This is a genomic window from Treponema sp. B152 (genome assembly GCF_024181665.1).
GTDB classification, from domain to species: domain Bacteria; phylum Spirochaetota; class Spirochaetia; order Treponematales; family Treponemataceae; genus Treponema_B; species Treponema_B denticola.
In genome coordinates this window covers 1,039,678-1,059,235 of record NZ_CP058668.1, presented here as the reverse complement: position 1 = coordinate 1,059,235, position 19,558 = coordinate 1,039,678, and the positions used below count along the sequence as shown (strand labels likewise).

The window sequence follows — 19,558 nt, the reverse complement described above, 5'->3', positions numbered from 1 at the left end:
GAGCAAGCTATTTCACTCTTTATAAATTGTAAGAGGCATTTCACACTTTCTCATTCTCACTTCGTTTCATCCGGGTGAAGGCCGGGTTTTGCGTTGGCGAGAAGGAGTTTTAAACGGTTGAGCTGGTTTACTTCGCTGGCGCCGGGGTCAAAGTCGATAGCCGAAATATTTGCCTCGGGGTAACGGCGGCGCAATTCCTTTATCATACCTTTTCCGGTTACGTGATTTGGAAGGCAGGCAAAGGGCTGAACACAGGCAATATTTGAAACGCCCGAATGAATGAGCTCTATCATTTCGGCAGTTAAAAACCAGCCCTCCCCGGTAACATTTCCAAGCTGTAAAATTCCGTCAACCGAATCGGCCAATCTGTATATACTCTCAGGAGAAGTAAAACGCTTACTCTTATTTAAAGCTTTTTTTATGGGCCTTCTGTATCTTTCCATTACCCAGATACCAAGCTTTGCAAAGAGGCGTTTTTTAAACGAGTAATCGAGATAGGTATTTTGATAGATACCCGAAATAGAAGAATAAAGGAAAAAATCTAAAAGATCGGGAACAACGCATTCCGCCCCTTCCCTTTCAATGGTACTGAAAATATCGTTATTTGCGGCAGGATGGAATTTAACCAGTATTTCTCCTACTACACCTACACGCGGTTTTCTAATATTTTTTAAGGGTAGATTATCAAACTCGCGTACAATACTGTTTATGATCTCCTTATATTTTCCGGACGACATTTTTTTTATAGCATCCTTGATAAGGACGGCATATTTTTTATATATTTCGTTTGCAGAACCGGGTACTTTTTCGTATGGACGTGTTCGATAAAGCACCCTCATTAAAAGGTCGCCAAGACACATAGCTTGAGCCACCCTGTGTAAAACAGGAAGCTTTAATTTAAAGCCGGGATTTTTTTCGATGGACTGGGCACTTATACCTATTACCGGAACAAAGCCCAAGCCTGCATCTATGAGGGCACGCCTGATAAAGCCTATGTAGTTTGTTGCACGGCAGCCTCCCCCCGTTTGGGTAATAGCCAGAGCTGTGGTGCGTAAATCATAACGGCCCGATTTTAAAGCAGCTATCATCTGACCTGCAACTATGATTGCAGGATAGCAGGCATCATTATTTATATATTTTAAGCCGTATTCAACGGCAGTCTGATCTATATCGGTAAGGATCTCAAGGTTATAACCGGAATGAGAAATAGCTGCCCCTATAAGGTCAAAATGAATGGGAGACATTTGAGGTGCCAGAATGGTGTACCGTTTTTCCATCTCTTTTGAAAAAACTATGCGCTCATAGGCTGCCGATTTTTTGCTTAAAATAAGCCTGCTTCTTTTCCTTTCCTTTACGGCAGCCAATAGGCTTCTTACCCTTATCCTTACAGCACCCAGATTAGAGCCCTCATCTATTTTTATAAGGGTGTACATTTTTCCCTTGGATTCTATTATTTCCTGCACTTGATCGGCTGTTACCGCATCCAAGCCGCAGCCGAAACTGGTAAGCTGTATAAATTCCAAATCATCTTGAGTTGAGGCAAAATTCCCCGCCCTGTATAAGCGGTTGTGATAGCTCCATTGATCCACAACACGTAAGGGTCGTTCTATTTTTCCCAAGTGAGCTACGGAATCTTCCGTCAAAACTGCAAGACCTAAACCGTTGAGCATCTCAGGGATGCCGTGGTTTATTTCAGGGTCAAGATGATAGGGGCGTCCTGCAAGCACAATACCTTTTAGATTTTTTTCCTTCATTAAGCGTAAGACTTCTTCGCCCTTTTCTTCCGTTTCTTTTTTAAAATTATTTTCTTCAGTCCAAGCAGCATTAACGGCATTCCTTATCTCTTCCAAACTTATCGAAAACTTTGTACCCAATTCTTCATAAAGACGGTCCATTAAACGGTGTTTATCGTAATATGGCAAAAACGGATTTAGATAAATTATATTTGCGTCCTGCCTGAGAACATCAATATTGTTTTTTAAGACTTCGGGATAGCTTGTAACAATGGGACAGTTATAATGATTTCCGGCCCCCTCATCTTCTTTTTTTTCGTATGGAATACAGGGGTAGAAGATATTTTTTACTCCTAATTTTAAGAGAGCTTCGATATGCCCGTGGGCAATCTTCGCAGGATAACAAACCGATTCGGAAGGAATAGATTCGAGCCCCATCTCATAAGTTCCCCGTGTAGAGCGAGGAGAAATTCTAACCGAAAAACCAAGTTCCGTAAAAAAGGTAAACCAGAACGGATAGTTTTCGTACATGTTTAAAACCCTTGGAATTCCAATCTCTCCTCTGGGGGCATCGTTTTTAGGAATGGGCTTATATTTAAAAAGCCTCTTATACTTCCAGTCAAAGATGTTCGGTATATCTTTTTTGTTTACGGTTTCGTGATCCTTAGCGGAGATTTGAGATGAACATTCTTCAAGTCCGCTGTCTTTATCAAGCTCGGCACCCCTTTCACACCTGTTTCCCGTGATAAAACGGCGTTTTACTCCGGATATGTCGAAGGTATTTACAGTCAAAAGACAGTTGTTGGGGCATTTAGGACAGCGTAATAAGTCAAGCTTTACCTTAAAATTTTCCAAGCCTTCCATATCGGCAATATTTGATCTTATTTTTCCTTCGGAAAGATTTTCTTCTTGAAGGTCATGCCATTGGTCTTTTGCAATTAAGGCGGCTCCATAAGCCCCCATAAGCCCTGCAACATCGGGGCGGACAGCCTGCCTTCCCGAAACAAGCTCAAAGGCACGCAAAACCGCATCATTATTAAATGTTCCGCCCTGCACTATTACCTTACTTCCTACCTCGGATGCATCGCGCAATTTAATAACCTTAAAGAGGGCATTTTTTATAACGGAATAAGAAAGACCCGAAGAAATATCTCCTACGGAAGCTCCTTCTTTTTGAGCCTGCTTAACACGGCTGTTCATAAAGACAGTACACCTTGTACCTAGGTCTACCGGTTTTTCTGCAAGAAGGGCTTTGGTTGCAAACTCGCTTATGCTCATTCCGAGGGAGCGGGCAAAATTATCTAAAAAGCTTCCGCAGCCGGAGGAACAGGCCTCATTTAACTGAATAGAGCTTATGGCCCCGTTTTTCATGCGGAGGCATTTCATATCCTGACCGCCTATATCCAAAAGGAAATCCACTCCGGGCAAAAAGAATTCGGCGGCACGGTAGTGTGCGATTGTTTCAACTTCTCCGGCATCCACACCCAAAGCGACCTGAAAAAGGCTTTCTCCATATCCGGTAGAAACCGATCGGGCTATAAATGCCTTTGGAGGAAGTATCTTATAGAGGTCTTTTAAAACCCTTACTGCAAGCTCTACCGGGTTTCCTGCATTTACATCATAAAAACGCCATAGAATTTTTCCGTCCCCATCGATTAAAACGGCCTTGGTTGTAGTTGAGCCTGCATCGAGCCCTAAAAATACGGGTCCCGAAGCACCGGAAATATCGGCTGAGGGAGCCGTCTCCTTTGCGTGTCTTATTCTAAAACTCTCAAGATCTTCTTCATTTTTAAAAAGAGGAGGAAGGCGCTGAACCTCAGTCATCTCGGAAGATGCTATCTTATAAATATCTTTTTTAAATTGAGAAAGCTTTATAAAATGAGGTTTAGCTGCAGGCTCTTCTTCAAAAATAAGAGGTGCTTTGTTTTCTTCTTTTTTTAAGGATGTTTTAAATTGAGCCTTTTTTAGATCCAATGGAACCTGCGGCTGAAAGGGAGAGCTTGAAGCCTTAGGTATATTAGAGCTTCCTGCAGCACTTAAGGCAGCTCCCATGGCTACAAAGAGCTCGGAATTTTCAGGCGTAATAATTTCGTCATCTTTAAGTTTTAAAGTTTCGATAAACCTGTGCCTTAGCTGATCTAAAAAGTGTAAGGGGCCTCCTAAAAAGGCAACCTTTCCTCGGATGGGTTTACCGCAGGCAAGACCCGAAATAGTCTGGCTTACAACAGCTTGAAAGATACTTGCTGCTATGTCCTCTCTTTTTGCACCCTCGTTTATAAGGGGCTGAACATCGGTTTTGGCAAAGACCCCGCAGCGGGCGGCTATCGGATAGATGGTCTGAGCTTTTTTTGCAAGCTCGTTTAAACCAAGAGCATCGGTTTCCAAGAGGGCAGCCATCTGGTCTATAAAGGAACCCGTACCGCCTGCACAGGTACCGTTCATTCTTTGTTCGATATTGGCGTGCTCAAAATAGGTAATCTTTGCATCTTCGCCGCCTAATTCTATAATAACATCGGTTTGAGGAATTATCTTACGAACAGCCGCAGTAGATGCTACGACTTCTTGAATAAAGGGAATTTTAAGCCAGTGCGATACGGCAAGACCTCCCGATCCCGTTACGATGAGGGATAGCTCCACATCTTCGCCGTATTTTTTTTCGACAGCATCAACGGCAAGCTCACACACGGATATAATAGTCGTCCTTATATCGGCTCTGTGTCTTTGATATTTACTGAACAAAACCGTCCCGTCAGTTTCCAAAACAACTACCTTTACTGTAGTCGAGCCGACATCTATTCCGAATCGCAGCACACTCTCTCTATTCATAACACCAACCGATTTTAAATTATAATTTTATATCCATATCCATATCCTTATCCAATGGATATATGGGGCGCGGAGTTTGAGGGTAATCCAATGTTTCCAAAACCTCATTTGAACAGCCCTTAGATTCCGCCAATATTGCCCTCTTTGCTATTTTTTGAAAACAGGGTTCCAAATAGCCCAGCTTTACGATAACTATACAATAATCCTCTGCATTTACATCTAGGGCAGGCAAAAGCTCTTCGTCTCCAAAACCTATGTGATTTGAGGTTAAAACTATTCTTATATCTCCCATTTCAACAAGGGCTAAACGGGAATTATAAACGCCATAGTTTTCTACAAGTTTTAAGACCCTTACAGCGCAAGGAATTTTTTTGCCGTTAATTTTATCCCATGTTCCGCCTATAGTTATTTCCAGGGAAGCACCCTCCCCTGCCTCAAAGCATTTTTCAACGGCAACCTTATCGAAAAATCCCGAATAGAGCACCTTAGTGGGAAGATCCTTTAAAGCTTCTTTTTGTTTTAAAAGAGCCTCAAAGCACTCGGTAGAATCTCCGGTAGAACCGGCTGTAGGATTATCGCCCGAATCCGAAACAAAGACAGGACCTTCTTTATTTTGCATTACCGATTCTATAGCGGTTTTTATTGAAGTAAAAGAATCATAATGCTCTACCTTAAATTTAAAATTATGACGCTCGGCCCAAAATTCCTTAGCTATTTTTAAGGCAGCCCTATCTGCAAGAGCTTGATCGTTTAAGGCAGTCGTTACTATGGTTACGCCGTTATCCTTGCTGTCTGCCCATGGGAAGCCCAAAAGAACTGATGCTGCAAGTAAGCCTTCTTCTTTTTCAGCCTCGACGCATGAAGCGATTAAGCTTTTCATAGGCTCTGCAGCGGTTTCGCTTTTTTCGCCCGCTACCAGCATTGGAATTTTTACCCTTCCTATACAAAGTTTATTTGAAGAGTCCAAAACCTTTTTTAAAAGCTCAGCTGCATGAACTCCCGTTTCATAACAGTCAATATGGGGGGCGGTTTTATAGCCTACAATGCCGTCACAATACTTAATCATCTCGTCGGTTACCGTAGCATGCATGTCGAGGGCTGTCGTTAAAGGAATACGGGGAAGTTTTTCACGGATAGCCTTTAAAAGATCGCCTTCTGCAGGCCCTATGTTTTGAACCTTTAAGGAACCGTGAAGACCTAGACAGATGCCGTCAATAGGGGCATCTAAAAGAGCCTTATCTATATAAGCTAAAAAATCTTTTTTAAGTTCGGTGTATAGATTATAATCAACCAAGCCGTTCGGCACTGCTCTTGCAACTACGGCAGGTACCGGCTCCCAGCCCCATTTTTGAATGGTCTCAATAATTCCCGTAGAAGAATAATAGGGCTTTAAACCCTTTGTTAAAACCTCTTCTCCTCTAAAAATAACAAAATCTTCAATTCCCGTAATAATGGGGTTAAAGCTGTTCGACTCGTGATTTATGCATCCTACTAAAATTCGCTTCATTTTATGCTATTACCTTATTTCTTTTTTCCTTGATTTGCAACTGCATTTATTTTTGCATTGATTTTTTCTTGATCTCCAAGGTAGCGTTTACTAAGAACCTTAAAATTCTTATCGAATTCGTAAACCAAGGGAACTCCTGTCGGAATATTTACCGAGATTATTTCTTCGTCGCTTAAATTTTCAAAATATTTAACCAAGGCTCTGAGGGAATTACCGTGGGCAGTGATAAGAATCCTTTTTCCTTCAAGCATTTGAGGTTTTATAGTCTTTTCAAAAAAAGGAACGGCTCTGGCTATGGTATCTTTTAAGCTTTCGGTTAAAGGGAGCTCTGATTTTTCGATACCTCTGTATTGTTCCTGCAAATAGGGACAGCGCTTATCTCCTTCTTCCAAAACGGGAGGGGCAATATCAAAGGAGCGGCGCCAAATTTTTACCTGATCCTCTCCGTATTTTTCGGCTGTTTCCGCCTTGTTTAGGCCCTGCAAGCCCCCGTAATGCCTTTCATTAAGTTTCCAAGTTTTTATAACGGGAAGCCATTCCCTATCCATCTCGTTTAAAATATAATTGAGGGTATGAATTGCCCGTTTCAGATAGGATGTATAGCAAATATCGAAGTCAAAACCTTCTTTTTTTAAATAGGTTCCGCCTTCTTTTGCTTCTTCTACACCCTTTTCGCTTAAATCGACATCCGTCCAGCCGGTAAATAAATTAAGCTTATTCCATTCACTTTCGCCATGCCTGACCAAAACCAATTTCATATTAAGACCTCCTTTTCTAACTTTATAAAGATAGTATCTAATATAATAAATAGTGTCAAGAGAGAAAAAAATAAGCTTGAATCAAAAAATATTTTTGTTAAAAGTACTATTGTTTTTAACTAAAAGCTATAATATAATGGAGGCAGGAGGAAAACTAAGTGATTTCCAAAAGCTTCCATATTTTCTATGCATGGAAAAAATATTTTTTACAAGGAGAATTTTATGGAAACCGGAAAAAATTTATATCACTTATTAGAAATGGATGATCTGATGAATGTAGTTGGAGGTGACACCACTATAAACACAAGAGGTATTGATGTATGTAACCCATCACCGGAACCTGATTATATCATTGATGATGACGGGAATCATCATCATGCACCCTCACCGAGCCCAACTAATCCAAAGCCGGCACCGGGTACAGGAAACCCGGGAAATCCGCCCAACACCGGAAATGATGGTGACGGAGGCGGAGATTCTAAAGATCCTACAGAAGATGCCCCATCGGACCCAGGTAATCCGGTAAATGATGACGGAGGTAATGGTTCCTCAGGAGGTACACCTGACAACGGTGATGATGAAACAGGAGGAAACACAAATCTTCCTACCGATGATGATGGAGATATTGGAAACGGAAGCGTAGGAAACGGAGGACAAACAACCACCCCGCCTGCAGCAAACATCAATACCACGCAAACAACACAAGCAGCAGATGTAAGTCCTAAACCTGTTTCACCAGCTGAAAGAGCGAGGAGTATATTAGCTAACCTGACAAATCCAATAGAACAAACTGTAAATGCTAAGACAGGATGCAAAAATGACATGTTGGCTGCTTACTATGATGATAAAGTCACAAAGAAAAAACTAAACTTTAATGAGGTGATTGAGGAAAGAGGAAAAAATCTACCAATGCAAAAGGATAAAAATGGAAAAGTTATATATCCTTCTATTTGTCAATATGCTTCAGTTGCAGGTTCAATTAATCTTGCCGGACATGATTACAAAGAGGGCCTTACAAAAGAAGATGTGGAGAAAATTTTAAATGATGCTGTTTCCGGTGAAAAGTGTAAACCGTATACTGATGTTATCAAAGAGGTATTTGGAGTAGATGCCGTTTGTCATGAAATACCGGCCGGTCTAAGCGAGAAAGAATTAAAAGCTTTAGTTGGAGATAATCCTGCTATGATAAGATTTCCACAAAGAGATTTTTGGGGAAATAAGGATCTTTCAGAATATGGGCGTCATGGTATTGGATACTCAAATGGGGGATTTATTGAACCTTATATGGGACGCAATGGAGAATCATGGAAAGATGTACGAGGGCGTAATAGTCAGGCAGATTTTACATCAAATTTAGGAGGTTTTTATTTTGAAATAAAAAAATAGAATATTTGTAAATAAAATATTCATCGGACAGGTTTTTAAAAACCTGTCCGGTTTAAAAAATTACTTAAAAACTTTTATAAGGAGAAAATGAAAATGTTTTTAAAAAGAAAGATCGATTTATTTAAAAAAAGCTTATTTTTATGTCTTTTTTTAATTATGGGAAGTTTTGCAGCAACTCTTAATGCTGCAGAAGATAAGGTGCTAAAACTTCCTGATGGGCCTATAGTGTTTCGTGGAAAGGAATTGTTATTTACCAACTCTTATACGGCTTCGGAATTTGAAGAAAAATTCGGAAAGTCGGATAGGATTGAAAATTTAAACTCAGAAGAATGGATTATTTTTTACAAAAAAGAAAAAATAAAATTTTATTTTAAAAATAACTATCTTCAATGCCTCTCGGCTGAGCTTAGTTTCTTTGACGCGGTAGAGTTAAAGAAACTAAAAATATCAAATGGCGATTCCTATTTAAAAATTCGAAATGAACTAAAAGATAAAAATATACCATTTATCGTAACAGAAGTACCAAAAAAAACTTTTACGATAACCTGTTTTTTGTTGCATGTGAATACAATTTCAACTAAGATAGATATTGTTTTTTCTGCAAATGGTAAACAAAAAGTTATAAAAATAATTTACGAACCGGATATGATATAATTAAATTTATCATAACTAAACACAAAAATTAAAAGAAATAAGGAGAAAAAAAATGATATTAAAAATAAAAAAAAATATGTTTATCTGTTTTTCGTTTTGTATTTTTTTAATACAAATATATTCCAATAATGTTCATGAATTTAAAATAGATAAAGATTCTATTATATTCCGCGGAAAGGAGATTGACTTTAATGCTGTATATACCAAGGAGGATATTGAGAAAAAATTCGGTAAAACTACCTATGATGAACTCAATCCCGGCGGATTATATCTTGGATATGAGAATGATGGAATTATTATGACTCTTGATCATGATGGCAAGTTTAAAGGAATATCTATGGATTTCAATTTTTTTCATAAGGTTGAAATATACGGTCTTACTATAGAACAGGGCGATACATATTCTGAAATTCGAAAAAAAATTGAAAAAAAGAAACTTGATTTTATTGTTATTGAGGGTGTAAATGGAGATATCTCTATAGAAAAAATCATATTTTTTAATAAAAACACAGGCAATATGGAACTTAAAATCTGGTTTTCCAATAAGGGAGATCTCAAAGTTGAAGGCCTTTTTTATGGACATAAAAAAACTGAGGAGAAAAGAAAATGCTTTTAAAAACTAAGACCAATTTATTTAAAAAAAACTTATTTTTATGTTTTTTTTTAATTATGGGTAGTTTTGCTATAGGGCAAAACTTTGATTTGGCAGGATTCGGATATACGGGAGGACCTCCACTTGGTTATTTTATCGAATTCCAAAAAGGAAACAAGATCGAAATAAGTTGGTATAATGCAAAAGAAGAAGAGGTAAAAAAGGTCTATACTTACAAAAAAAAGTATATAGGCCGCTTTCCATTATTTGAATTGGATACCGATATGCCCGATGACCTATATGCAAACCTTGATCCAAAATCAAAAGAATATTTAGGCAATAAATTTATGCTTCTAACAGGCTTGGCAAAAAAAGCTTGGGGAGAAAACGAGGATGCCGTTATAGGCCTCGGTATGCTGCCCGCAAGCAAGGGTAAAAAAGCTTCAGGCTTTTTTACAAGATTTCCCTCAGGGGGCTCAGGAGAAACACCTTATTTTTACTATGAAAATGTAAGTTCTCATCTTGTCGAAAAATCAAAAGAAGGAAAACGAGAATACAAGATAGAAAATCTATGCGACATGAGAGAAGACACTCCTTGGGTAGAAGGTGTAGCCGGCTGGGGTATAGGAGAGTCCTTTATTATAAAAACATGGAAAAGCAGTGATGATAAATACATACTCCTGATGAACGGCTATATTTCCGCTTCAAATCCTAAACTTTATGATGAAAACGGGAGGATTAAAAAGATAATGGTTGAGGGTCTTACAAGCGGCAAGAAAAAAGAGTTCACCGTAAAGGACACACCCCACCCGCAAACTGTAGACATAAGTTTTTTACCCGAACAAGAAGATGTTAAGATTACCATATTGGATGTATACAAGGGTACAAAATACGAGGACACGGCTATTCATTTTATGATTTTGTGGAGGACCGAAGTTATTCCATACGAATAAAACTTTTATAAAAAAGCATGATAAACAGTTTGGCGGGAATTATGCCTGACTGTTTATCTTCTAGTTTTTATTAAGGAGAGAAAGAAAATGTTTTTAAAAAGAAAAATCGATTTAATTAAAAAAAGCTTATTTTTATGTCTTTTTTTAATTATGGGTAGTTTTGCAGCAAGTCTTAATGCTGCAGAAAAAGCGGAATTCGTAATTAACGATGAGCCATTTATCTATAAGGGAGTAAGCCTTATTCCTTGGAAAAAATATACCAGAGAAGAAATTGAAAAAAAACTGGGAAAACCTGATTGGCATGAAGATAATCCCGGAGGTTGGTGCCGCTCTTATGAAGATAAGATTATCTTTAATTTTAATCAAGAGAATTCATTTGATGGATTAGCTTTTAACCATCCTGAAAAATTAAAAGGCTTAAACATTTATGGATTACTTATATCAAAAAATGATAATCATTCAAGCATAGTCAAAAAACTAATAGAACTTAAAAAAAATTTCAATATTATTTATAAAACAAACTATAGAAGGCTTAAATTTGAAATTACAATAAAAAGTAAATTCGGAAATATTAAATTAATAATTAACTGTTCAGATTCAGATAAACAAGAAGTAACAGATGTAAGCCTATGGTATATGGATTAAATAGTTTTTAAAACCTGTCCGGGCTAAAAAATTAATTAAAAACTTTTATAAGGAGAGAAAAAAATGCTTTTAAAAACTAAGATCGATTTATTTAAAAAAAACTTATTTTTATGTCTTTTTTTAATTATGGGAAGTTTTGCAGCAACTCTTAATGCTGCAGAAAAAGCGGAATTCATAATTAACGATGATCCATTTATCTTTAGAAATAAAAAGTTAATTCCAACTGAAAAATATACACCACAAGAATTACAAAAAAAGATAGGTAAAGCTGACGGCAGTTCGAATAAGGAAAACTTTATTGAGATTTTTTATAAAGATGAAGGAGTGGCATTTTTATTTGACAATAAAAATTATTTTTGTGGATTTAGCTTTTTTTTCATGAAAGAAGATATGAAGCCTGTTAAAATATATGGTTTAGAAATCACAAAGGATGATACATATCAAAGTATTCGAAAAAAAATAAAGGATCTCAATATCACATATAATCTTTATGAACAAGAAGGTAATAATCATGTCATCGATATGGAGTTTGTGAGCAAAAAATTCGGAAAAGTAAACACAACGATTGTGTGTTCCCGATATGAAAAGCAAAATGTCCTGCTTGTTGCAATACTATATATGGATATTGCCAATAAGTAACACGGCAATTGATTATAAGGAGAGGAAAAATGATTTTAAAGAGAAAAAAGAATATTTTTATTTGTGTTTTGTTTTGTATTTTTTTAATACAAATATATGCCAATGATGTTAGTGAAGTTAAAATTAATGACGGCCCCATCATTTTGCGTGGAAAAAAGTTTGAATTTTATAAAACACATACCAAAGAAGATATTGAAAAGAAAATCGGTAAGCCGACCTTTTATAGACATAAGCCGGGAAGATACGATGTTGTATATGAGGATGATGGATTTATAATTAGTCTCACTAATGACGGTATTTTTGAATATATAGGTATTAATTTCGAGATTGTTCATAGGGCTGATGTAAAGGGCCTTATTATCGAAAGAGGTAATACATACTCACAAATTATCAAAAAACTTGAAAAAAAGAAATTTGACTTTACCGTTAAGGATTCAGATAATAGTATTTATATAACAGTCAAATTTTTTACTAAAAATATCGGCAATACACAACTTGAAATTTGGCTTCCCGATAAGAAAAATAGTGAAGTTATAGGACTTATCTATGCACGAGCAGACCAATGAAGGAGAAAAAAAATGTTTTTTAAAAGAAAAATCGATTTATTTAAAAAAAACTTATTTTTATGTCTTTTTTTAATTATGGGTAGTTTTGCTATAGGGCAAAACTTTGATTTGGCAGGATTCGGATATACGGACGGACCTCCCGTTGCTTATTTTATTGAATTCCAAAAAGGAAACAAGATCGAAATAAGCTGGTATAATGAAAAAGAAGAAAAGGTAAAAAAGGTCTATACTTACAAAAAAAAGTACATAGGCCGCTTTCCCTTATTTGAATTGGATGCCGATATGCCCGATGACCTATATGCAAACCTTGATCCAAAATCAAAAGAATATTTAGGCAATAAATTTATGCTTTTAACGGGCTTGGCAAAAAAAGCTTGGGGAGAAAACGAGGATGCCATTATAGGCCTCGGTATGCTGCCCGCAAGCAAGGGTAAAAAAGCAGCAGACTTTTTTACAAGATTTCCCTCAGGAGGAACAGGAGAATATCCTTGTTTTAATTATGAAAATGTAAGTTCGTATCTTATCGAAGAAACAAAGGAAGGAAAACGAGAATATAAAATAGAAAATTTATCGATCATGGAACAAGACACCCCTTGGGTAGAAGGAGCAGACGGCTGGGGTATAGGAGAGACCTTTACAATAAGCACCAAAAACAGATCTTTTTATAAATACATTTTACTGATGAACGGCTATATTTCTGCTTCAAATCCTAAACTTTACGATGAAAACGGAAGAATTAAAAAGATAATGGTTGAGGGCGTTACAAGCGGCAAGAAAAAAGAATTTATAGTAAAGGACACACCCCACCCGCAAACTGTGGACATAAGTTTTTTACCCGAACAAGAAGATGTTAAGATTACCATATTGGATGTGTACAAGGGTACAAAATACGAGGACACGGCTATTCATTTTATGATTTTGTGGAGAACCGAAGTTATTCCATACGAATAAAAAACTTCAAGGAGTCTTAAGAAAAACAGTATTATATATCAATTTCGGTTCAACACTTAAAATCACGGCAGTTTCTAATCGGGGCTGCCGTTTTTTCCGTTAAGGATAACACATGCAAAAAAGCCTTATTTACAGTTTGTTCCCTTACCTCATCCCTTGAGCCTGAAAACCGATAGGTATGCGTTTTAAAAACAAAAGCATCTTTTTTTAAAATTTTTAAATCAGAAGGTGCCGGACAAAAAAAAGCGGAAGAAACACATACTGTCCCGGGAGGATTTCCTTCAAGGCTTGATGGGCCTGCAACTCCGCTTACCGCAATAGAAACAGCAGGTTCAGGAGCACAGGAAGCATTAAAGAAATTTTTAACGGCACCTAAAGCCATAGCTTCTACGGTTTGCGGACTTACCACTCCGAAAGAGTCTATTATATCAGGCTCTATATTTAAAAGCGAGATTTTCGCCTGAGGCGTATAAACTATATAACCGCCCCAAAGCACTTCTGAAGCCCCCGATATTTTTGTGAATTCGGAAGCTATCAAGCCTCCGGTCAAAGATTCGGCGGTTATAAGCTTAATGCCTCTTTCTCTTAGAACAAAAAAAACTTTTTTTATAAGCTCAAAATCAATCACTCAAATTCCTATAAAAAAGCATCACTCACGGCTAAGCTGTTCTTTCAGCTGATCGGACTTTATAGAAAAAAAGTTTTTTTCGGGAAAGCTGTTATTTTTAATCATTTTCACAGAACCTTCAAAAGAAACCTTATCGGCTATTCTAAGACGGCCGGCAGTAATATCCCCCTTAACGGAAGATCCGGACTTTAAATCGACCTTATCGGCAGCCGATAGGGAGCCCACGATAACGCCTTCAACAACTATCGAAGCGGCCTTAATATACTGAACTCTGCAGTCTGCATTTTTTGAAATATACAAGGAACCTTGAGAATCTATGGCTCCGATAAATTTTCCTTCAATCTGTAAGGTTTCGGAGAATTTCATCACCCCGTCAAAAACGGTTTCCTTACCTAAAACCGTAACATTCTTTTCTTTATATTTATTATTCCGTTTCATTTAACCTCCGATCTTTTTATAAATTTATTAATTATGATAAAGCACAAATTTAAAATTAAAACAATTGTGCAAAGAACTCCAAAAAAATCGCCCAGATAAGAGTAAACGGTTTTATGCCCTTCTGTCAAGACGGTAACATCTGCAACCAAAATATCCTTGATAAAGGGGGGAAGCATTTCTTGAATATTTCCATTTTGATCGATAAAGGCTGTCTGCCCTGAACTTGTTGCTCTTAAAACCGGAAGGCGATTTTCGACAGCCCTAAAAACTGCCATACTCAAATGCTGATACTGACTTACAGCACTATTTGCCCAAGCATCGTTTGTAAGATTAATGATTATATTAGCACCTTTTTTTGAAAAAGCCCTTGAAATATAACCGAAGGTATCTTCAAAACATATCGGTGTTCCGATTTTTAAATTCTTAAATTCAAGAATATTTGCTTCTTTTCCTTTTTCCCAAAAATGCGTATCATTTTCTTTTAAAAATTCGTAAAGACGTGGAAAAAGTTTTTGGTAAGGAAAGTGCTCCGTAAATGGAACCAAATGCATTTTTCGATAAGTCTGAGGTTCAGGCGGTGAAACGTTTTTCTTAGGAATAAAGAGTAAGGCTGCATTATAGTCAAGCTTCTTATCCTCAAGATTATCAAAGTTATTATCTGAAAATTTTTCATCCAAAACACCGTCATCATTTCCTATTAAAAACGGAACCTTTTGATTATCCAAAAAATGCAGCAACTCCCGCACCAAAAGAGAATTAGGATTATAGGTTGAGGTATATTTATAATGCCATCTTATCATAGGAATAAAAGCCGTTTCCGGCCAAACTACTAATTCGATATCAGGAAAATTTTTAAGAGCTTTTTCAGATAAGTTTTTAAGTTCTTCATAATTATTTCTATAAACTTCCAAATTTCCAAGCCAAGGATCTCTATTAGGCTGCACAAGAGCAATCCTTGCCCGTTGAGCCTCTGAAAGATCTATCTTTGTAAAAGCTCCATATAAAATAAATGCAAAAAAAGTACCTACCCAAATCATCATAGGCAATTTATATCTTTGATAAACATTCTTTATATCTTTTTCTTTATAAAATTCAAAAAGAAAGGAGGCTGAACATGCCGAAAAGAAAACAAGCAAAAAAGAAATGCCCCATACCCCGAATATCGAAGATACTCTGATCAATATCGGAAAATTCCATTGAGTATAGCCCATTATTCCGTACGAGTAACCTAAAAAACCCAGAGTATTTAAATATTCAAAAGCAACCCAAGCTATCGTTTGAAAAATAAAAGAGTAACGGGAAAAATACGAGTCTATTATTTTTAAGACAAAAAACAAAACGGAATAAAGAATACAATACTTTGCAATTATTATATAAATAGCAAGAGGATGAAAAAATATTATCCAAAAATTAAAGATCAAATATGAAAGAGCACCGGAAAAGGCTCCCCATAAAAATGAAAACTTTAGCTTAGTTCTTTTAAGTAATAAAAAAAATGGAATAAGAGCTATATATGCAAAAATAGGGAACCCGTTTAGATTCAAATAATTAGGATGGGATAAGGCAAAAAGAACGGCCCCTAAAACAGCAAGCAAAAGGTTTAAAGTAAAAAATATAAATTTATTTTTCATGATTCAATAAGCTCTTGAGTATCGATTTTGTGAAGAGCTTCTTTAAGCTCTTTTCCCGGTTTAAATCTTACCTTACACCTATCGGCAGTTAAAACGGCTTCTCCGGTCTTAGGATTACGAGCATTCTTTCGGCCATGCAAAACGGCAAAATCAAAAGAACCTAGACCGCGTATCTCCACAGGAATTCCTTGCTGCAAAAGCACGGAAAGCTCATCTAAAAACAGATTAGCTATGGCATTAATCTGCTTAAGCTGGTATTGAGGATTGTTTCGATAAACGGAATCTATTATGTCGATTTTTGACCGCTTTTGTTTCATCTTAACTAAACTGCAAATTTGGTAAACTATAAAAAAATACCGCAATCCCAATCGGTTTTGCGGTTTTTCTTCATTCTTATTTTGCTGCAAATGAAGCGTTGTACAAAAGCTGCATCCTTGACTTTTTGCGGGCTGCCGAATTTTTTGTTAAAATTCCTTTTCGGGCTGCAGAATCAAGCTGACTGGAGAGCTCGCGAAGTAAGGCTGCGGCATTTTCCGCATTAGCTGCATGAACAGCCTCAGTATACTTTCTAGCTGTTGTACGTACTTCACTTTTTGCAGAGCGGTTTCGCATTCGGCGCACTTCACTCTGGTTATGTCTTTTAATCGCAGATCGATTTTTCATTTAAGGTACCTCCGTAATTAATTTAAAACTATAGTTATTGTATATGACATAATACAGCCGCTTAGATTACACCATATCAATTTTTTTTGCAATAGCTATACGCAATTTTTTTGCATCTTCTTCGGCTAAACCAAGGTCCGAGGCAGAATCCAAGTCCCTGGCAGCTTCAGGATATAAGGCCAGTTTAAAATAGGACAAGGCACGCCTAAAATAAACATGGGCTTGAAACTTATTTATTTCAAGCGATTTTGTAAAATATTCAATGGCTTCATCATCTCTGTTTAAGAGAGTTAAAGCTATTCCCACATAATAAAACGAACGAAAATTTGCAGGATTATATTTACAGCTCTGCAAAAAATCGGCATAGGCGCCTTCATAATTAGCTTGGGCAAAATAGGCCATACCTCTGTGTTTATATACAACCGACAAAACTATATCGTTAGGATTTTGCTCAATTATTTTTGTATAAATCTTTTCGGCCTTATCGAAAAGGTTTTGATTATGAGCTTCAATTGCAGATAATATCAAATCATCTATAGTTTCGGCAAGCTTCAACTCCTCTCCATGCTCAACATTATCATGTTGAACAATATTGGTTTCAGGTAAAACTTGAGCCGTATATTCATCAGCCATCGAATAAAATTCAAAGCGCCTTTTTTCAAGCTCGGCATTAAGCTTGTTTTGATAATCGCGAATTTCCTGAAAAATAATATCAGCCAAACTCAAACTTGCATTTATCGAAGCAAGCTTTCTTTTTAAGGGTTGATCAAAGGGAGAAAACTCCGATTTATATACCAACTCGTGCTCAACCTCAGCCCAGGCATCTTGAAGAATAGTCCTAAGCTGGATCTCAAAAATTAAATTTTTAGGTAAGACAAGACCTACCTTAAATTCTTCAGGTATGTCAAGCAAAAAATGAACCGATTCATACCCGAATTCTCTAAAAGTTCTTTCAGACCCCTTACGTTCCACTTCTATTATCTTAAAATTTTTTAGCAGAATTCTTTCAACTTCATTTATGTCCTGTAAAAATGGACATATTATTCTTACTCCCAGAATGTCGGTAAGAACAGGAAGATCTGATGTATCTTTTTTGGGAGGAAATTTTAAAAGTTTCAAATAATAACTATTAAAACTTTTTACCCTTGTTTTATATGTAGGAGCAGAAGTTATTTTTACTATAGAACGTAGAAACTCCTCTATGCGCACTATCAAGACATTTAAGTGAGGCACATAAGAAGTATAAATCTCCCTTAATTTTTCTTTTTTAGGGAGCCAAGGTACGTCTTCAGACAACATATTTTGTTAAAATCATTTTTACACAGGGACATCAAACAAAAGCGGCCGAGCAGTCTCGACCGCTTTATCATTTTTTAGAACTTATTGTGTGTTCTTTTCGGAACCTTCTGAAGGTGTGAAACCTTCTTCTGTAGCCATCTTTTCCTGTTCAAGGAATCGTAAAACTTGAGTGTGTCCGAATTTTTCAACTTCAATCTTCTTTCTCTTTGTTTCTCTTTCTTCCTGAATACCCCAAAGGTCTTCATCAGCAAAGTCTCGTACTGTTGTCAATACGGCTTTGTCATAGATGATCTTAACATCCTTGAAGTATGCAATAGCATCTCCGCCGTCATGAGCGGCATCACGAGTAATTAAGAAACCTTCAAAAGCTACATGAGGAAGAGCTGTAGGGTAAACAGGATAAAGCCTCAATTCCCTAGACTTTACGTTCGCAATGTATGAAGGATTGTTCCATACCAATTCTCTCCAGCCGTCAAACAAGAGATAACCCATGAAGTATCGTTTTACTACATTGTTCTGATCTCTAAGAAGAACATAAAGACCATGGGGGAAGTTCATACCATAGGTATTTACAGCAATTGATTTGATAACGCCGGTATTTCGAACAACACCATAGCCGTCTTCAAATCTTGATTTACCGGAAGCCTTATCTTCTGCAGTGGGTTCCTGCAAATTACCCTGATCATCAACCTGAGCCATTTTTTCATAAGCAGGAATTAAAAATCCGGGTTTAATTTTTGCATTAGCATTGTTTGTCCACTCGGGGAACAAGATGCGGACACCCATCAACTTTTGACCGGCAAATTTCTCTCCTTCAGCTCTTACTTCAGCTTCCTTAATCGTCGAAGTAGCAACAGAAAGAGGATTCTGAGCGGAAGAATTCAATTCAACATCCCACTGCTCAAGAGCCAAAGATGTTCTCATCAAAGCTTTTTGCTCATCTGTGTAAGAAGCACCGGCTACCTTACCGTAATCCATAACAGTTCTTCTGTTTTGTGTCATCTTACCATTAGGATCTGCGATGATATCTGCATTCAACAGTGCGAAGTCAATAATAATCGCTTCCTCAGCAACCGCAACGGCTCCCATCAAAAGGAATGCCATAGCAACAAGTATAAATGTTTTTTTCATTCAAAAACTCCTTTTATGCACTTAATTTATGCCCTGTATACTATAAGTATACGTAATAATTCAATTTTGTCAACACTTTTTTTGCTTTTTAGTGTTATTTTTTTAATAATTCGTAAATCTCTATACCCTCAACGAAGATATGAGCCGCTTTTAAGTCCTTACAGTTGGTAAATATATTTTTTTGCAAAAGATACCTAATTTCATCGGAATCAAGCTCTTGTTTAATATCTTCGATAAAAACTACAGGCAAATCGGCATATAAAACACCTTCTTTTACAAAACAGGAAAGTAATTTGGACCCGGCTCTGATAAAGGAATAACAATAATGATTAACCGGTCCAAGCATCAATTCTTCAAAAAAAGCAGCCTCAGGCTCCATTATATTTTGGATCGGAACATAACGGATTTCGGTATCAATCTTTCCCGTTATGGAATTCTTAAAAAACATAACATATCGATCGTACTTTTTATTAAGAACCGATGTAAAAAGCACAACTATTATTATGACAATCAATAAAAAAGCTGCAATAATCTTTGTTTTTATGTAATTCATTACAT

Annotated in this window: 19 protein-coding genes; 8 read left to right on the top strand and 11 right to left on the bottom strand. The window is 36.8% G+C overall.

Going from position 1 to position 19,558, the window contains the following annotated elements; all coding sequences use genetic code 11:
* Positions 1-56: 56 nt before the first annotated feature.
* From HYB91_RS04890 to gpmA, 3 genes are read right to left on the bottom strand one after another with little or no spacing between them, the layout of a single operon-like run.
* The gene (locus HYB91_RS04890) at positions 57-4,559 is read right to left on the bottom strand and encodes a 2-hydroxyacyl-CoA dehydratase (protein ID WP_002678464.1); all 4,503 of its coding nucleotides are present in this window, start codon (positions 4,557-4,559) and stop codon (positions 57-59) included.
* A 19-nt stretch (positions 4,560-4,578) separates the two neighbouring features.
* Complete coding sequence (locus tag HYB91_RS04885; protein WP_002678466.1) at positions 4,579-6,066, bottom strand: M81 family metallopeptidase; 1,488 nt, start codon at positions 6,064-6,066, stop codon at positions 4,579-4,581.
* Between the two features lie 14 nt (positions 6,067-6,080).
* Positions 6,081-6,824 carry a 2,3-diphosphoglycerate-dependent phosphoglycerate mutase gene (gene gpmA, locus HYB91_RS04880; RefSeq protein ID WP_002678467.1) on the bottom strand — a complete coding sequence of 248 codons (744 nt, stop codon included), beginning with the start codon at positions 6,822-6,824 and terminating at the stop codon, positions 6,081-6,083.
* A gap of 222 nt (positions 6,825-7,046) precedes the next feature.
* Between gpmA and HYB91_RS04875 the strand changes: the two genes are divergently transcribed.
* The 8 genes from HYB91_RS04875 (at position 7,047) to HYB91_RS04840 (ending at position 13,210) form a co-directional block, all read left to right on the top strand.
* Positions 7,047-8,210, top strand: a complete 1,164-nt coding sequence (locus tag HYB91_RS04875; RefSeq protein WP_002678468.1) for a hypothetical protein — start codon at positions 7,047-7,049, stop codon at positions 8,208-8,210.
* 93 nt (positions 8,211-8,303) lie between these two features.
* The gene (locus HYB91_RS04870) at positions 8,304-8,864 is read left to right on the top strand and encodes a hypothetical protein (protein ID WP_002678470.1); all 561 of its coding nucleotides are present in this window, start codon (positions 8,304-8,306) and stop codon (positions 8,862-8,864) included.
* A 52-nt stretch (positions 8,865-8,916) separates the two neighbouring features.
* Positions 8,917-9,480: a hypothetical protein gene (locus HYB91_RS04865; protein ID WP_002678472.1), complete on the top strand. Its 564-nt coding sequence runs from the start codon at positions 8,917-8,919 to the stop codon at positions 9,478-9,480.
* Positions 9,471-10,409: an NADase-type glycan-binding domain-containing protein gene (locus tag HYB91_RS04860; protein WP_002678474.1), complete on the top strand. Its 939-nt coding sequence runs from the start codon at positions 9,471-9,473 to the stop codon at positions 10,407-10,409. Before HYB91_RS04865 ends, HYB91_RS04860 begins: the two co-directional genes overlap by 10 nt.
* Positions 10,410-10,496: 87 nt before the next feature.
* On the top strand, positions 10,497-11,054 hold the full coding sequence (locus tag HYB91_RS04855; protein WP_002678476.1) for a hypothetical protein: 558 nt from the start codon (positions 10,497-10,499) through the stop codon (positions 11,052-11,054).
* Between the two features lie 63 nt (positions 11,055-11,117).
* On the top strand, positions 11,118-11,693 hold the full coding sequence (locus HYB91_RS04850; RefSeq protein ID WP_002678477.1) for a hypothetical protein: 576 nt from the start codon (positions 11,118-11,120) through the stop codon (positions 11,691-11,693).
* A gap of 29 nt (positions 11,694-11,722) precedes the next feature.
* Positions 11,723-12,259 (top strand): hypothetical protein, encoded by a 537-nt coding sequence (locus HYB91_RS04845; RefSeq protein ID WP_002670939.1) that lies wholly within the window; start codon positions 11,723-11,725, stop codon positions 12,257-12,259.
* Positions 12,260-12,271: 12 nt separating this feature from the next.
* The gene (locus tag HYB91_RS04840; RefSeq protein ID WP_002678479.1) at positions 12,272-13,210 is read left to right on the top strand and encodes an NADase-type glycan-binding domain-containing protein; all 939 of its coding nucleotides are present in this window, start codon (positions 12,272-12,274) and stop codon (positions 13,208-13,210) included.
* A gap of 49 nt (positions 13,211-13,259) precedes the next feature.
* On the opposite strand, the gene HYB91_RS04835 is transcribed toward HYB91_RS04840, so the two are convergent.
* The 8 genes from HYB91_RS04835 to HYB91_RS04800 form a co-directional block, all read right to left on the bottom strand.
* On the bottom strand, positions 13,260-13,838 hold the full coding sequence (locus HYB91_RS04835; RefSeq protein ID WP_002678481.1) for a CinA family protein: 579 nt from the start codon (positions 13,836-13,838) through the stop codon (positions 13,260-13,262).
* A gap of 21 nt (positions 13,839-13,859) precedes the next feature.
* A complete protein-coding gene (locus tag HYB91_RS04830; RefSeq protein ID WP_002669387.1) occupies positions 13,860-14,276 on the bottom strand; it encodes a bactofilin family protein in 417 nt (138 codons plus the stop codon).
* On the bottom strand, positions 14,273-15,907 hold the full coding sequence (lnt, locus tag HYB91_RS04825; RefSeq protein WP_002678484.1) for an apolipoprotein N-acyltransferase: 1,635 nt from the start codon (positions 15,905-15,907) through the stop codon (positions 14,273-14,275). The genes HYB91_RS04830 and lnt overlap by 4 nt, the downstream gene beginning before the upstream one ends.
* Positions 15,904-16,224 (bottom strand): HU family DNA-binding protein, encoded by a 321-nt coding sequence (locus HYB91_RS04820; protein ID WP_002669390.1) that lies wholly within the window; start codon positions 16,222-16,224, stop codon positions 15,904-15,906. Before HYB91_RS04820 ends, lnt begins: the two co-directional genes overlap by 4 nt.
* Before the next feature lie 76 nt (positions 16,225-16,300).
* Positions 16,301-16,570 (bottom strand): 30S ribosomal protein S20, encoded by a 270-nt coding sequence (gene rpsT / locus HYB91_RS04815; protein ID WP_002669392.1) that lies wholly within the window; start codon positions 16,568-16,570, stop codon positions 16,301-16,303.
* 66 nt (positions 16,571-16,636) lie between these two features.
* Positions 16,637-17,869, bottom strand: coding sequence for a RelA/SpoT domain-containing protein (locus tag HYB91_RS04810; protein ID WP_002678486.1), 1,233 nt, complete (start codon positions 17,867-17,869; stop codon positions 16,637-16,639).
* An 81-nt stretch (positions 17,870-17,950) separates the two neighbouring features.
* Positions 17,951-19,000: a flagellar filament outer layer protein FlaA gene (locus tag HYB91_RS04805; RefSeq protein WP_002669397.1), complete on the bottom strand. Its 1,050-nt coding sequence runs from the start codon at positions 18,998-19,000 to the stop codon at positions 17,951-17,953.
* A 94-nt stretch (positions 19,001-19,094) separates the two neighbouring features.
* Complete coding sequence (locus tag HYB91_RS04800) at positions 19,095-19,553, bottom strand: hypothetical protein (RefSeq protein WP_002670926.1); 459 nt, start codon at positions 19,551-19,553, stop codon at positions 19,095-19,097.
* Positions 19,554-19,558: the final 5 nt, after the last annotated feature.

Coding starts and splice junctions, on each gene's coding strand:
- HYB91_RS04860 (WP_002678474.1), top strand. CDS start 9,471: ATGCTTTTAAAAACTAAGACCAATTTATTTAAAAAAAACTTATTTTTA.
- HYB91_RS04830 (WP_002669387.1), bottom strand. CDS start 14,276: ATGAAACGGAATAATAAATATAAAGAAAAGAATGTTACGGTTTTAGGT.
- HYB91_RS04875 (WP_002678468.1), top strand. CDS start 7,047: ATGGAAACCGGAAAAAATTTATATCACTTATTAGAAATGGATGATCTG.
- HYB91_RS04870 (WP_002678470.1), top strand. CDS start 8,304: ATGTTTTTAAAAAGAAAGATCGATTTATTTAAAAAAAGCTTATTTTTA.
- HYB91_RS04885 (WP_002678466.1), bottom strand. CDS start 6,066: ATGAAGCGAATTTTAGTAGGATGCATAAATCACGAGTCGAACAGCTTT.
- HYB91_RS04820 (WP_002669390.1), bottom strand. CDS start 16,224: ATGAAACAAAAGCGGTCAAAAATCGACATAATAGATTCCGTTTATCGA.
- HYB91_RS04840 (WP_002678479.1), top strand. CDS start 12,272: ATGTTTTTTAAAAGAAAAATCGATTTATTTAAAAAAAACTTATTTTTA.
- gpmA (WP_002678467.1), bottom strand. CDS start 6,824: ATGAAATTGGTTTTGGTCAGGCATGGCGAAAGTGAATGGAATAAGCTT.
- HYB91_RS04810 (WP_002678486.1), bottom strand. CDS start 17,869: ATGTTGTCTGAAGACGTACCTTGGCTCCCTAAAAAAGAAAAATTAAGG.
- HYB91_RS04800 (WP_002670926.1), bottom strand. CDS start 19,553: ATGAATTACATAAAAACAAAGATTATTGCAGCTTTTTTATTGATTGTC.
- rpsT (WP_002669392.1), bottom strand. CDS start 16,570: ATGAAAAATCGATCTGCGATTAAAAGACATAACCAGAGTGAAGTGCGC.
- lnt (WP_002678484.1), bottom strand. CDS start 15,907: ATGAAAAATAAATTTATATTTTTTACTTTAAACCTTTTGCTTGCTGTT.
- HYB91_RS04850 (WP_002678477.1), top strand. CDS start 11,118: ATGCTTTTAAAAACTAAGATCGATTTATTTAAAAAAAACTTATTTTTA.
- HYB91_RS04805 (WP_002669397.1), bottom strand. CDS start 19,000: ATGAAAAAAACATTTATACTTGTTGCTATGGCATTCCTTTTGATGGGA.
- HYB91_RS04845 (WP_002670939.1), top strand. CDS start 11,723: ATGATTTTAAAGAGAAAAAAGAATATTTTTATTTGTGTTTTGTTTTGT.
- HYB91_RS04865 (WP_002678472.1), top strand. CDS start 8,917: ATGATATTAAAAATAAAAAAAAATATGTTTATCTGTTTTTCGTTTTGT.
- HYB91_RS04855 (WP_002678476.1), top strand. CDS start 10,497: ATGTTTTTAAAAAGAAAAATCGATTTAATTAAAAAAAGCTTATTTTTA.
- HYB91_RS04890 (WP_002678464.1), bottom strand. CDS start 4,559: ATGAATAGAGAGAGTGTGCTGCGATTCGGAATAGATGTCGGCTCGACT.